Source organism: Bartonella sp. HY328 (assembly GCF_025449335.1).
Classification (GTDB): Bacteria; Pseudomonadota; Alphaproteobacteria; order Rhizobiales; family Rhizobiaceae; genus HY038.
Genome location: NZ_CP104883.1, coordinates 203583 through 218489, shown reverse-complemented (window position 1 = coordinate 218489; position 14907 = coordinate 203583). Strand labels below are relative to the sequence as shown.

The 14907-nt window shown below is 38.5% G+C and carries 12 protein-coding genes; all 12 read left to right on the top strand.

From position 1 onward, the window contains the following. The first annotated feature begins 97 nt into the window (after window positions 1-97). The 12 genes from tssB (at window position 98) to N5852_RS00805 (ending at window position 14899) form a co-directional block, all read left to right on the top strand. The gene (gene tssB / locus N5852_RS00860) at window positions 98-634 is read left to right on the top strand and encodes a type VI secretion system contractile sheath small subunit (RefSeq protein ID WP_262098494.1); all 537 of its coding nucleotides are present in this window, start codon (window positions 98-100) and stop codon (window positions 632-634) included. Window positions 635-708: 74 nt separating this feature from the next. After that, on the top strand, window positions 709-2217 hold the full coding sequence (tssC, locus tag N5852_RS00855; RefSeq protein ID WP_262098493.1) for a type VI secretion system contractile sheath large subunit: 1509 nt from the start codon (window positions 709-711) through the stop codon (window positions 2215-2217). An 11-nt stretch (window positions 2218-2228) separates the two neighbouring features. Further along, on the top strand, window positions 2229-2714 hold the full coding sequence (tssE, locus tag N5852_RS00850) for a type VI secretion system baseplate subunit TssE (RefSeq protein ID WP_262098491.1): 486 nt from the start codon (window positions 2229-2231) through the stop codon (window positions 2712-2714). A gap of 74 nt (window positions 2715-2788) precedes the next feature. Then, window positions 2789-4552, top strand: coding sequence for a type VI secretion system baseplate subunit TssF (tssF, locus tag N5852_RS00845; protein ID WP_262098490.1), 1764 nt, complete (start codon window positions 2789-2791; stop codon window positions 4550-4552). Beyond that, window positions 4516-5535, top strand: a complete 1020-nt coding sequence (tssG, locus tag N5852_RS00840; RefSeq protein ID WP_262098489.1) for a type VI secretion system baseplate subunit TssG — start codon at window positions 4516-4518, stop codon at window positions 5533-5535. Before tssF ends, tssG begins: the two co-directional genes overlap by 37 nt. A gap of 5 nt (window positions 5536-5540) precedes the next feature. Then, the gene (gene tagH, locus N5852_RS00835) at window positions 5541-7037 is read left to right on the top strand and encodes a type VI secretion system-associated FHA domain protein TagH (protein ID WP_262098488.1); all 1497 of its coding nucleotides are present in this window, start codon (window positions 5541-5543) and stop codon (window positions 7035-7037) included. Window positions 7038-7040: 3 nt separating this feature from the next. Beyond that, entirely contained in the window at window positions 7041-7586 is a 546-nt protein-coding gene (tssJ, locus tag N5852_RS00830; protein ID WP_262098487.1) for a type VI secretion system lipoprotein TssJ, read from the top strand. A 10-nt stretch (window positions 7587-7596) separates the two neighbouring features. Next, on the top strand, window positions 7597-8958 hold the full coding sequence (tssK, locus tag N5852_RS00825) for a type VI secretion system baseplate subunit TssK (RefSeq protein ID WP_262098485.1): 1362 nt from the start codon (window positions 7597-7599) through the stop codon (window positions 8956-8958). Next, complete coding sequence (gene icmH, locus N5852_RS00820; RefSeq protein ID WP_262098484.1) at window positions 8955-9806, top strand: type IVB secretion system protein IcmH/DotU; 852 nt, start codon at window positions 8955-8957, stop codon at window positions 9804-9806. Before tssK ends, icmH begins: the two co-directional genes overlap by 4 nt. Before the next feature lie 55 nt (window positions 9807-9861). Beyond that, window positions 9862-12525 (top strand): type VI secretion system ATPase TssH, encoded by a 2664-nt coding sequence (tssH, locus tag N5852_RS00815; RefSeq protein ID WP_262098483.1) that lies wholly within the window; start codon window positions 9862-9864, stop codon window positions 12523-12525. 56 nt (window positions 12526-12581) lie between these two features. Then, complete coding sequence (locus tag N5852_RS00810) at window positions 12582-14087, top strand: sigma 54-interacting transcriptional regulator (RefSeq protein WP_262098482.1); 1506 nt, start codon at window positions 12582-12584, stop codon at window positions 14085-14087. Then, window positions 14084-14899, top strand: coding sequence for a type VI secretion system-associated protein TagO (locus N5852_RS00805; RefSeq protein WP_262098481.1), 816 nt, complete (start codon window positions 14084-14086; stop codon window positions 14897-14899). The genes N5852_RS00810 and N5852_RS00805 overlap by 4 nt, the downstream gene beginning before the upstream one ends. Window positions 14900-14907: the final 8 nt, after the last annotated feature.

The following is a 14907-nucleotide window of genomic DNA, read 5'->3' as shown; positions in this document are numbered from 1 at the left end:
TCGAATTGAATAATATCTAAATTAGGATGTTAATGTTATTTGCGAAAAATATTTAAAGCGTATCGTCTAATGTGAAAATTGAAATAGGGGTTTTTCAATGGCTAGAGGCACAAAAGAAGGCAGTGTTGCACCAAAGGAGCGTGTAAATATCAAATACACACCAGCAACATTAGGACAACAGGAAGAAAAAGAGCTTCCACTACGTATGTTTTTTGTTGGCGACTTTACAGGGCAAGAAGATCAGACGCCGATAGAAGAACGAAAAATTTTATCTATTGATAAAAATAATTTTTCTGCAGTTATGGAAGACCAAAATATTAATATTGCCGTAACCGTACCTAATACATTAAGCGGCAATAAAGATGACGAATTAAGAGTTGATTTGGATATCAATTCACTAGATGATTTTTCACCAGATGCTATTGCTAAAAAAGTACCTGAGCTTAGCAAGCTTTTGGAGTTGCGTGATGCGCTTAATGCATTGAAGGGGCCTCTTGGCAATTTCCCATCTTTTAGACAAACAATCCAGAATATTATTGATGACAAAGATAGTCGTGAAAAGGTCCTTAAGGAGCTTGCTGCAATTGATACAAGCGATGCAGCTAAGTTTCCAAGTGAGCCATCTGATAATTAATTTTTTCGAAAAATATCGAAGGCCTATGTTTGTCAAATATTTATTAATCGGGAAAAGTCGAGAGAGGTCGTGTAATGACTGTTGCTAAATCGCAAAGTTCACAAGAAACAACTGCAAAATCTACTATTGTTACAAATGGTTCACTTCTTGATCAATTGTTAGAACAAACAACTTATAAAAAAGATCAAGAAGAATATGATATAGCTAAAAAAGGCGTAGAGGTTCTTATTAACGACCTTTTAAAGTCTAAAAATGCCAATGAAAAGGTTAATAAAAATACTGTTGATCGTATGATAGCCGAGCTTGATCGCAAAATCAGTCAACAAGTTGACCAAATATTACATCATCAAAAATTTCAGCAGCTTGAAGCCTCATGGCGTGGATTGAAATTCGTTATTGATCGTACAGACTTCCGCGAAAATATCAAGTTTGATTTATTGTCAGTCTCTAAGGAGGATCTCTTAGAAGATTTTGATCAAGCGCCTGAAATTGTCCAGTCTGGTTTATATAAGCATGTCTATTCTGCGCATTATGGTCAATTTGGTGGTGAGCCTGTTGGCGCTATGATCGCGAATTATGATTTTGGACCGTCTGCTCCTGATATTAAGCTTATGCAATATGTGTCTTCAGTTGGCGCGATGGCGCATGCACCTTTTATTGCTGGTGCAGCTCCTGAAATGTATGGTGTTAATAGTAATATAGATCTACCTGCGGTTAAGGAACTTTCTTCTGTGTATGAAAGTCCGCGCTTTAGAAAATGGAATGCTTTTAGAGAATCAGAAGATGCCCGCTATGTCGCTTTAACGGGCCCACGCTTTTTGCTTCGCCAGCCTTACGATCCACTTGATAATCCCGTGCGTAGTTTTGTGTATACTGAGGATGTAGCTTCTGAACATGAAAATTATTTATGGGGAAATACATCTTTCGCATTTGCAACGCGGTTAGTTGAGAGTTTTGCGAAATATCGTTTTTGTGCCAATATTATTGGCCCACAAAGTGGTGGTGCAATTCATGACCTTCCTGTCCATGTATTTGAAGCGCTTGGTCAGCTTGACGCCAAAATTCCAACTGAAGTGTTGATTACAGATCGTCGCGAACTTGAAATGGCTGAACATGGTTTTATCGCCCTTACAATGCGTAAGGGATCTGATAATGCTGCTTTCTTCTCGGCAAATAGTGTTCAAGCCCCTAAGCGTTTTCCAAATACTCGTGAAGGCAAACAAGCTGAGACTAATTATAAGTTGGGTACACAGCTACCTTATATTATGATCATCAACCGTCTTGCTCATTATTTAAAAGTATTGCAGCGCGAACAGCTTGGCTCTTGGAAAGAGCGTGAAGATTTGGAACGTGAATTGAATATATGGCTCAAGCAATATGTTGCAGACCAAGAAAACCCACCGTCAGATGTACGCAGTAAACGTCCTCTACGTGCCGCAAGTGTCGATGTTTCTGATGTTGCAGGCGATCCAGGTTGGTATCAAGTTGCTTTGAAGGTTCGTCCTCATTTTAAATATATGGGCGCAAATTTTGAACTTTCTCTTGTGGGTAAGCTTGAAAAATCAACGGTTGAATCCGACTAGGATTAATGCCGATGAAACTTTATTCTTCGTCCCGGAAAAAGTCTTCCGGGACGCCAGATAATCAAGTTATTGATACTAAGACACGACTTGCAAGCGGTAGTTTGCTTGATCGTTTGATTGCGGATGATGAAGACTTACCTCAACCTCATTACAGTTATGAAATTGACGGAATTATTCGTTCAATAAAAAAGAATTTGAACCGAGCATTGAATATTCATGCTGGTGGTGCTCTTTCAAACATGAACTTAGGTATTCCTGATTTTAATCATAGTACAGTCAGTTCTTTTGAGGTCTCTATGCAATTAATTGATTCAATCAGGAAATGCATAGGAAGCGCGGAACCAAGAATTTTCAATATCGAGGTGAAATCACAATCAGATATTGATTCACCTTTAGAGCTAAATTTTTATATTACAGCAATGTTAAAAATTGCACGCCATGAAGAACAGATAAGAATAGATATTGCGATGAGAGATGGGCATTTTTACTCTTCATAATGAACTATTCTAATAATTATAATTTAAAATTTTATCAAATTTGTAATCTGGTTTTAAAACCAACGGGGAGTTTCATGAGTCGTTTATTTCAAGATGAATTGAGTTACTTGAAAGATAGCGGACGTGATTTTGCTCGTCTTAATCCTAAGCTTGCGCGCTATTTGGCTGACACTAGCACCGATCCCGATGTTGAAAGATTGCTAGAGGGGTTTGCATTTCTCACCAGTCGTGTGCGAGAAAAAATTGATGATGAAATGTCAGAGTTCACCATTTCAGTGATCAAATTATTATGGCCGAATTTTTTAAGACCATTTCCATCAACTACAATGATGAAATTTACGCCGGCTGATCGTGTTATCACAGAGCGGCATATCTTGCCCAAGGGATCATCTATTTTATCAAATCAAATCCGTGGGCAACAATGCTTTTTTCAAACAGTTGCCGATTGTCCTATATATCCGTTGGAGATTGAAAATATAATTCTCGAGCGTTCGCGTGATACGTCAAAAATTCGTATTGATTTCAAAACATTATCAGGTTTACCTTTAAGTCAAATCAATTTAGAAGATTTGCGTTTAACGCTATGTGGCGATATGCCGGTACGGCAAATGTTATATTTATGGCTCGGACGATATTTGAGTAAAATCACAGCTGTTTTTCCAAGTGGTAAACGTAAATCAATCGCAAAAAATAATGTTAAACCCATTGGTTTTAACAGTGAAGAATCCATTTTGCCTCATCAAAATACGGCTTTTGATGGTCATAGATTATTGCAAGAATATTTTGTGTTTCCTGACAAATTCTATGGTTATGACCTTGTTAAATTGAAATCTATTTTTGAAAATATTGAAGAAAGTGACTTTTCGTTAGAGATCGATTTTGAAAGAGCTTTACCAGCAGATGTCAGGTTAAAAACCGATAATATAAAATTATATTGTATTGCTGCGGTAAATCTTTTTGAAACTGATGCAGAGCCTTTAATTATTAAACATACAAAAACCCATTATCGTGTACGGCCTTTAGGTTTTGATACAGATCATGTCGAGATATTTTCGATTGATGACATTAAGGGACAAAGGGCTTCCAATGATAAGGATCGGTTTTTAGTTGAGAGAAATTATCCTGCATTTGAATCATTTAATCATGAAATAGGCTCGGAACAATTAGCCGAGCAAGTATTTTTTTATAGCAGACCTCTTCAATCTTTGCGTTCAAAAGGTTTTGAGTATGATGTGTCTTTTGTTTTACACAATAGCGAGCCAGCTGTTCCAAGCGAAGAAGTTGTATCAATTGATATTACCTGCTTTCATAGTGATTTATGTCAAGAATTAGCAGTGGGCGATATTTGCATACCAACTGAAAAAGCTCCCGTGTTTGTTTCTTATACCAACATTACCCGACCAACCGAGCCGGTTTATCCGCCGCTTGATGGTACGTTAAATTGGAACCTGATTTCTAATTTATCTTTAAATTATATGTCATTGTTAAGTCATGACGCTTTAGCAGCAATATTATCAATTTATGATTATCAAAGTTTAACTAATCGCCAAGCTGAGCGTGCAGCTAAGCAACGTATTAGTGGTATTGTTGATTTAAAAACCAAGCCAATTGATTTGTTATTTAAAGGATTACCAGTTCGTGGCTTGAAATCAATTATGAAAATCAATGAAAGTGCATTTTATACCGAAGGAGAAATGTTTCTTTTTGCAGCAGTTCTTGCTGAGTTTTTTACCCTTTATGCAACAGTTAATTCTTTCCATGAGCTTGAAGTCCACGGAATAGAAAACGGAGAAATTTATCAATGGCCAGCGAAGATCGGACGACAGCCGCTGATCTAAGCGGTTTTTTATTTAAAAATTCTCGTGAGTTTTCTGCTTTCGAAGCAATAGAGCTCATTGAAAAAATTATTGACAAAGGCGTCGAGGTTGGAACTCATCAATTGGCTTTTGATGAGAAAATTCTTTTTGAGGTCGATTCCAGTTTAGGATTTCCAACATCTGATATTGTACGAATAAAGCAAATCGATGAAAGTTCGCATTCTGAGCGATATAAAATAAAGGTTACCTTTATGGGGCTTCACGGTTCAAGTACTGTATTGCCCTCTTATTATGCTGAACAAATTGCTCATTATGAACAAGACCAATCGGTTACAAAGGACTTTTTCGACTTTTTTCATAATAGAATAATTGGGCTATTATATCGCGCTTGGCGCCAACCACGTTACTTTAGGCGTTATCAACCAGGTGGCGAAGACAAGTTTTCAACATGGATCTTTTCTATGTTTGGGCTTGGTAATACAGAATCTCGTAAGTTTACAAATATTTATTGGCCAAGATTATTATGTTTTGCGGGTCTTTTATCGACGCGTAATCGCTCACCTGCATTGTTCTCAACCGTTATATCGCGAGCATTTAATCTTGAAAAAGTAAAAATTGAAGAATGGATACCTCGAAAAGTAAAAATTGCATCGGAGCAATTAACGAAACTTGGCCAAAAAAACAGTCAGCTTGGTCAAAATATGATTTTAGGTGAGTTTGCTCCAGATATTCAAGGCAAAATACGAATTGTAATACAAGACCTTGATTTTAGGAGATTTCAAGATTTTCTGCCTCATGGCAAGGATTTTAACGGTTTACGTGGTCTCGTTGAATTCATGTTTCGAGATCAATTAAGTTATGATTTGAAGTTAGGCCTTAAAAAACAGGAGGCGTATCCGATCACTCTTGCCAAAGATAGTCCTAGCCGTCTTGGATGGTCATCTTTCTTAGGTGATGGGAAATTTGATGAAGTTCGCGATGTTATTATTAAGGTGAGGAGTTAAACGCAGTGCATTTACGTCTTGTCGTTAATAATACAGATGACTTAAGTGGCGGTTATAGCGCTATTAAAGATTTTAATGAGCGGGGCGGATCTATTGGCGCTAGCGACGCCGCAGATTGGCAAATTGTTGACCGTGAGGGCAGTATTGCGCCAGATCATGCGCATATACACTTTATTGATAACCAATTTTGCCTTGAGGCTGTTGTTGCAGGTGGGCTATCAGTAAACGGTGCCAAAGCTTTTCTTCCTCTTGGTGAACAAATACAAATTACCGATGGCGATACGTTGAAAATTGGAAAATTTTTAGTCACAGCTTTCGTTGAAATGACTATTAATGAAGCGGATCAATTGGAAACACGCGGCGAACGTTGGGCGAAACGATTTGTCTCCGTTGGCACGTTGGTAGATCAACAAGAAAACGAAGATATTACCGCACAAAACTTTTTTGAAAGTAAAGCCATGAATAATGGCGGCAATATAAAAATGCGCGAAACAATGAAGCGCGTGCAAGATGTTGATCCAATTAATCTTATTGAGGAAAGTATTGATAGCCGGTCCACTTTTGAAAGAGATCCGGTAAAACTATTCGATAAGGTTGAAAAGGCTGAAAAAAATTATACCGCAAGTAAGATAGGTGATCTTATTGATGTACAACCTGAAGAACCTGGATTTGCTGAAATTCCAGACGATTTACAACCAGGTTCAGCCTATATGAATATGCCAAAAGTAAGGGGCGAAAAAATGTCGGGGCAAACGTCTTCAAAAACCAATAATAGCGATGATTTAGATTCCTATCTTGAAAGATTGGCCAATGCAGCCATTACAGATGCCGAAAAACAACAAAATATAGGTGATGTGTTTACTAGAGACCGTTATCTCGCCGATGTAACACTTGAAAATGGCAGTGAAGAGTTAGTTGATCATGTGCTTTTACGCCCATTATGTGCAGCTTTAGGTCTTCCGATACAAAAGATGTCTGTTCCGCAAGCCAATAGATTAATGAGCGATGTTGGCGACGCATTAAAAGCTGCAATATCAGGGCTGATGGAAAGCTATCAGCGTGAATTGTCAGATAAAAGTCATTTGGCTGAAACGCACCTTCATGCAATTGAAGATAATCCACTGCGCCTCGATAAGTCTGTCGAAGAAGTTATTCAAGATCTTCTATTGGTTCGAAGCCCCGTGCATCTATCTGCAAGAGCTGCAATTGAAGAAAGCCTTCAACTCATTCAATATCATCAAAAAGCCAATGAAAAGGCGGTTGAGGAAGCTCTTGATATGGTTTTGCGAGCTCTTGGACCAGTGGCTCTTGCCAAAAGATTTAAAAAATATAAGGGCCACGCTCCACGAGTTGGCGATCTTGATGCTTGGCATTGGGAAATGTACCAGCATTATTACAAAGAAATGCGCTCAGAACAGCAAGGCGGTTTATCGCGCATGTTCTGGGAAGTTTACAGTCAGGTTTATGATCGCCAAATGCGCGAACAAACATTGGAAAGTTAAGCCATGCGTATAAAAGCATTTTTTATAATATTATCCATTGGCTTATTGGGGTTAACTATAAGCGGGTGTACTCCATCTAAAAGTGTTGAGGCAATGAAAAAGATGGGGCAGGTCATGATGGATCCAAGCTTGCCTGTCGGAGAGAAAAGCGCCGATAAACCGTCAACTGCTCTCATTACAATTTATGCAGATAGTAAAGCCAATACATCTGAACTTGGTGATGCTCCGATTGATGTTTGGGTGTTTCAATTAAGCGATCCCGATGAGTTTGAGGGGGTCGATTATTATTCGCTCCTTGAAGATCCCAAAAAAGCTTTAGAAACGTCCTATATTCGCCATATAAAAAAGCAGGTAAAACCTGGGGATTCTACGGTTCTAACTCCATTTAAGTTTACCGATACAACCAATTATATCGGCGTTGTTGCAGCCTATGCCAATATGGACAATGTAACCTGGAAAGCCGTTGAAAAGGTAAATGCTTCCGGCGAGCAATATAAAATAATGGTTCCTATTGTGCGCAAAGGCGTTGCAATTCAGGTTCACAGATAAGGGGCTAACCGTGTCATTACGCAATCCTCCCATTTGGAAAGATGGGCAATTTATTAGACCAAACCATTTTCAGCAACAAACGCGATATCATGAATATATTACGCGTCGGCGTAGCGATGCCATTAATGCATATCAATATGGTCTTGAATCTATTGAAATAAATCAAGAAAATCTATTACATGGCCGTATATCTATAGTTCATGCATCTGGTATATTTCCGGATCGAACCGTATTTGAAATTCCAGGTGAAACACCTGCGCCACAAGCCCTCGATGTGAGTGGCACGAATATTGTTAACGAAACAATTTATTTATGTTTACCATTATGGACAAGCGGAGTTCCTGAGGTTTTAACCGAAGAAAGCGCCAAGGAATCTGCGCGTCTTAATACATATAATCAAGAAACCCGTGATGTAACCAGTGATGATGCTGATCCATGGGATATTGAGGTTGGCCAATTGCGTTTATTGCTTTTAACCGAGCGCGATGATCGAAGTTCTTATAGCTGTATTCCTATTGCACGGGTCAAGGAAAAGCGCAGCGATGGTAGCATTATATTAGATGCGGATTTTATGCCAGTTGCTTATGATATTCAAGCAATCCCACAACTGCGTCGTGTTCTTGATGATTTCACAGGTCTGCTCAATCAACGATCGCAGCAAATTGCCCAACGCCTTGGTGGTTTAACTCAAGGCGGTGTAGCTGATGTTGCTGACTTCATGCTTTTGCAAACGACTAACCGTTTAGGACCAATATTTAAGCATCTAAGTACGATTATGCGTATTCATCCAGAACGCTTGTTTGAACTTTTTGCAGGTGCCGCAGGAGAACTAGCGACCTTTACACATGAAGGACGATTACCTGAGGTTTGGCCTATTTATTCGCATGAAGAACCGCATATTTGTTTTCATCCGCTCATAGCATCCTTGCGGCGCTCACTTTCAGTAATGCTTGAACCTAACGCTATTGCACTTCCGCTGCAAAAACATAAATATGGGGTGCTTACATCTCCGATTAGTGACACTGAAATTATTGAAACATGTTCATTTGTTTTGGCTGTTCGGGCTGCTATGCCGCTTGACCGTCTTGCCAAAACATTTCCTTCGCAGGTTAAAATTTCTTCAATTGAAAAAATTAGGGAACTGGTTCAACACCATCTACCTGGTGTTGTATTGCAACCATTGGCAACCGCACCGCGTCAATTGCCTTACCATGCAGAATATACGTATTTCTTTCTTGATCATCATTCAAGTGGTTGGAAAAATATTATTAAATCAAGTGGTTTTGCATTTCATATTGCAGGTGAATTTCCTGATTTGGAAATGCAATTTTGGGCAATTCGGGGGCGTCGCGATAATGGAGGAATAGCATGAGTGAGACATTAGATAATTCCAATGTGCCACAGGTGAAGAATTCAGAAGGCTTTTATCTTGGAAATAAGAATAATGAAATCACGTCGCTTGGCTCTGATATAATACAGCCTCAATTAAGCTCTGCACCGGTTAATCGGGGTAAAAATTTTGCCTTTGCACTAAGGGGAATGACACTTAATAAAATTGTTGATTGCGCTTCACCTTTAATAGCCTTGATTATGCGTATTTCAAATTTAGGTAATTTTGACGATGTAGAAGATTTACATAAGCGTTGCTGTCATGAAATAGATGCAATTGAACTTGAGTTACACAAATTTGGCTATGACCGGGTCACAATTTTAGCTTTTCGATATTGTTTGTGCAGTGTACTTGATGAAACGGTCCTTATTACTCCATGGGGAGAAAACAGCCGCTGGTCTCAAAATAGTCTTTTAGCCCTATATCATCAAGAAACATGGGGTGGTGAAAAGTTTTTCGTGATTGTTGATCGGTTGATGGATGAGCCACATCGTTACATAGACATAGTAGAATTTCTCTATTTGTGCATGATTTTAGGCTATGAAGGAAAGTATCGCCCACAGCATAACGGCAAGCTTAACCTTGAAGCATTTATTAAAGATGTTCATGACGTTATTCGAAAAGAACGAGGCTATCCAGAAACGTTGCAATTGTTCGAAGCTGATAATGTTGTTATCAAAAAACACGAAATAAAGTGGCAAACACCGGTGATAGCGGTTGTATTGATTGCACTTGGCTGCGCGGTTTTACTCTATTTGGCGTTTTTCTTCTACACCGAGGCTTATACGGGAAGTATTATCAGGGATATTTCAGGTGTTCTTGGTGAATAAGCTTATCTTAAACATTTAAAATTGATTTATAGCATCAATATAGCGGGTAATTATTATGGCAAATATCGATATCAGACGCCAATTGGTTGATCGTCTCAATAAAGCGTGCCATTCGGCATTGTCAGAAGCATCAAATGTCTGTGTTGGAGCTGGCCACCGCGAAGTGGTGATTGAGCACCTTCTCGTTTCAATGTGTGAACAAAATGGTAATGATATAAGATTGGTTTTTCGCAATTTTAATCTTGATTTTGATAAATTTGTCGATGAATTGCGTAGTTGTTTTAATCGCTTTCGTATGAGCAATGGTGAAATGCCATCATTATCGCCATTAATCTTTGATTTACTTGAAGCTGCTTGGTTAATAACGTCACTTGAGCTTAATGAAAGTAAAATTAGGGGAGGGACAATTTTACTTGCTCTTGTTCGTGATCCTGCTCGTTATTGCCGTTATGAATATATTGATATTTTAGAAAAAATTTCAGCAGAGACTTTAACCAATAAATTTTTTGAAATAACCAGCGGCTCAGTGGAACAGGTTTTTTCAAATGACAATGAAACGGGAAAAAAAATAATCCAAACGAGCGGTAGTGAAAGCGCTTTAGAAAAATATGCTGAAAACTTCACTCAGCAAGCCCGTGATGGTAAAATTGATCCGGTTTTCTGCCGTGACGATGAAATACGTCAAATTATCGATATACTGGCACGTAGACGTAAAAATAATCCTATTTGTGTGGGTGACGCAGGTGTCGGTAAAACTGCAGTTGTCGAAGGGTTGGCTTATAAAATAGTCAATAATGACGTTCCTGAAAGTTTGCAAGGCGCGGAGCTTTATGGCCTTGATATGGGCGCATTGGAAGCTGGTGCATCCGTAAAAGGTGAATTTGAAAAAAGATTAAAAGCTGTTCTTGATGAGCTAAAAAACGCAGATAAGCAAACAGTTCTTTTTATTGATGAAGCGCATACATTAATTGGTGCTGGTGGTAATGCAGGGGGGAGTGATGCGGCTAATCTTTTAAAACCAGCATTGGCCCGTGGTGAAATTAAAACAATCGCAGCAACGACATGGTCTGAATATAAAAAATATTTTGAAAAAGACCCAGCATTAACCCGCCGTTTTCAACTCGTGAAGCTTGATGAACCAAGTGTCGAGCAAGCTGCCATTATTATTCGCGGCCTTGTTCCTGCTTATGAAAAGGCGCATAACGGCATTTATATTAGTGATGCAGGGGTCGAAGCCGCTGCACGTTTGTCTTCGCGCTATATTACGGGGCGCCAATTACCTGATAAAGCGATTGATGTCCTTGATACCGCCTGTGCTCGCGTTAAAGCTGGCGCTACAGGTATGCCATTGCAAATTGAAAAATATATTCAAGAAGCAAAAGCATTGGAGCGTGAAAAAGATAGCATTGAACGTGATATCACTGCCGGTCATCATGATAAAGCATTGCAAGAGCGTATTGATCTTATTCATGAAAAGCTTGTTCATATTAATTTTGAAAAAGATAGATTAAACAAAGTTCTTGATGAACAGCGCGCTTTAATTAATGAGCTCAAAAAATTAAGAGATGAAAAATCTGAAGCAAAAGATGATGATGCGCGAAATACCTTACAAGAAAAAATAATTATCGCCCGTAAAAAATTTGAAGATGCTCGCCGCGAATATTCACTTGTGAGTTTAGAAGTCGGCCCGCAAGAAATAGCCGGTGTTATTTCAGATTGGACAGGTATTCCTGTTTCTTCTATGGCACAAGATGAAATTGCTAGTCTGTTAAATTTAAAGAATAATATTGGCGAGGTCATCAAGGGGCAGGATTACTCTCTGCAAGTCATACAAGAACAATTGCAAGCTTCGCGTTTAGATCTGCACAAATCTGGCAGACCATTGGGCGTCTTTTTACTCGTTGGGCCATCGGGTGTTGGAAAGACGGAAACGGCTATTGAAGTTTCCCGTAAACTTTTTGGCGGCGAACAATTTATGACAACTATTAATATGACCGAGTTTCAAGAAAAACATACCGTATCACGTCTTATAGGCTCGCCGCCCGGTTATGTTGGATATGGTGAAGGTGGTATATTAACCGAAGCTATTCGTAAAAAACCTTATTCAGTTGTATTATTAGATGAAGTTGAAAAAGCTGATGCGGATGTCCTCAATCTTTTTTATCAAGTATTTGATAAGGGCATTTTGTCCGATGGAGAAGGACGTGAAATTGATTGCAAAAATGTTGTTTTCTTTTTGGCATCTAATCTTGCTAGTCATCACATTACGGAAAGTGCACTGACAGCACCTGAAAAATCCTCGGATGTAATATTAAACGAAATAAAGCCAGCTTTAACCAAACATTTTAAACCTGCTTTATTGGCTCGTATGCAGCCCATCGTTTATTTACCGCTTAGTAGCCAAGTTATGCGCGATATTATTGAAGCTAAATTAACACAGCTTAAAGAAATGTTTATTGAACGCCAAGGACTTATCTTCGAAATGAGTGAAAGGGCGATTGAGCATTTAGAAAGCCTTTGTAGTGAAGCTGCAAGTGGCGCGCGTCTTATTGATCAATTAATTCAAAAACGTATTTTACCAGAAATATCGCGCACTATTCTTGAAAGCCGTTTAACCGAAAAGGTCTTAATTAGCGTATTTGTCGATATTGATGAAGATAATAATTATACTTTCAAATTTAGTGAGCAAGCTGAGCCAATTATTGAGGCCGCTCAATAATGATTGGTTTGATAGACTTTCTACCTAAATATACCGATCTTCTGCATATCAGACAAATGTCTGATATGCGTTTATTTATGGTGGAAGCTTTAAGCGAATTATTTGATGCAAGTGCGATTTGTTTACTTGGCCGCGATGAAACCAATGAAAATTTAATTGAACTTGCAGCATGGCCAGCTAAACAACACAATTTTTCTATTGGACTTGATGAGGCTGAACGCAACGGCTCTGCCTTATATTGGGCTTTTCAGCAAGTTCAGCCTCTGTCAATAAAATATACGAATTTACCAATTTTAAGGCGTTTGAAACAAGAATTTTTTCCGGTTTTAAACTTTGATGGATTTGTCGTTGTTCCTGCAATTTATAAGGCTAATCAATATCCTGATCTTGTCTTTTTCGTCATTGGTAATGATTTATCGGTTACACAAGAGACTTTAGCAATTGCTCAGAGTTTTGCTAATCATTGTGCAGTTTTTACACGAATGAGTTTCGGTATAGAAATGATTGGTGCTCGTGAAAAACAACTTTCAAACTCGCTTAAAACATTAAATTCTACCATTCAAAAACATGACGAGTTAAAAGAAAAGGAACTCGCTAATACTTTGTTAGGTAATTCTGCCAATATTGTAAAAGTACGCAACGACATAAAAAAATTAGGCTCACTTCATTCATCAGTTTTGATATTGGGCGATACAGGCACGGGTAAAGAACTTGTAGCCCATGCTTTGCATAATTTTTCGGATCATCGACTTGAACCTTTTGTTGCGGTCAATATGGCAGAAATCAATGCAAATCTTATTGAAAGTGCTTTTTTTGGTCACGTAAAAGGTGCGTTTACTGGTGCGGATAAAAACAAGGAAGGTTTTCTAAGTCAAGCGAAAGGTGGAACGTTATTCCTCGATGAAATTGGCGATTTACCCCTTGATTTACAAGCTAAATTACTGCGTGTTTTACAGGAAAAAAAATACCGTCAAGTTGGTTCTTCTGAGGAAAGTATATTTGCAGCACGGATTATATGCGCAACCCATAAAGATTTGGGCTCCATGGTTGAAGAAAATCTGTTTCGGCGTGATTTATATTACCGCCTTGCGGAAAGTCGTATTCTTATTGCACCTCTAAGTGAGCGCATATCCGACATTGCTATTTTGGTGCAACATTTTATTGATGCCTATAATCAATCGCATAATACGGACTATTTTCTTAGTGATGAAAGCCTCGCGGCATTTCGCGAATTATCTTTCCCAGGAAATGTCCGGCAATTACGTTCATTAATCCAGAATATTTGCCATAGTGCAAATGACAATATAGTCATCACGCCACACCTTATTAAAGAGATTTACGATGACAATAGAATTGATTGTTTTCCTTCAAGAAATCTTGAAAAAGTGGATTTAAACAATGGCTTCCAAAAAGCATGTGAAGCCTATGAAGAGAAAATATTAAATCAATTTCTTAAAAATTTTAGTGGATCTAAACATGATATGGCGAAAACCTTGCAGATATCTGAGCGTACGCTGTTTTATAAGTTAAAAAAATATGACTTGGAGGTATTAAAAAAATGAGTAAGCAATATTGGTCTATTGCGTTCAAGTCATTTTGTTTGTTTTTTGTCGGCTTAGGTTTAGAAGCTCAAGCTCAAGAGCAAGCACCGATAACGGATAAAAATCAAAAAGCAATGGAATGTCGTGCTATCGATGATCGTATGCAACGTCTTTTATGCTTTGATGAGCTTTTCAAAACACCAGTTGAAATAAAGCCCGTTGTTATCGTGCCGATTGAACCTGTTAAAACTGATGGTCCCATTAGAAGCATGGCAAAAAATTTGGAAACTTTGCGAGCAGTAAATGATATAAACTGGGTTTTGCGCATGCGACCATGGCAAGAAACTATGCTCTTAACACAGAGTGATTATGAAAATATTATTGCTAGCCCCGCGAATAGGCGTGGCGAGGGTGAAAACGCCATTGAACATCAATGGACACCTCAAACTGTTGATGTTTTTATGACAATGAAAGAAGCCGATGTATCTGCAGATCGTCCAAGTGATGACCAAGCGATTATGATGCTTAGCTGCGAAAATGATATTTCGACTTTAGCTGTTTTGCTACCAAAACCGATTAAGACGTTACAAGCCAATATTGCCTTATCATCAGGTAGTGGGAGTGTTTTCCATCTTAATTGGCGTGATGTCGAGGACGGTAAGGTCATTATTGCTGGGCGTGGCTTAGAAAGTATAGATACGATAAAAACATTGGCCAATTACAAAAGACTTCAATTACAAGTTAATTATCCAGATGGGCCTCGCGCTTTTGTTTTTGACATGAACGACATTGGGTCAAGACTAAAGCCACTTAGAACTGCGTGTCATTGGTAAGGGAGTAG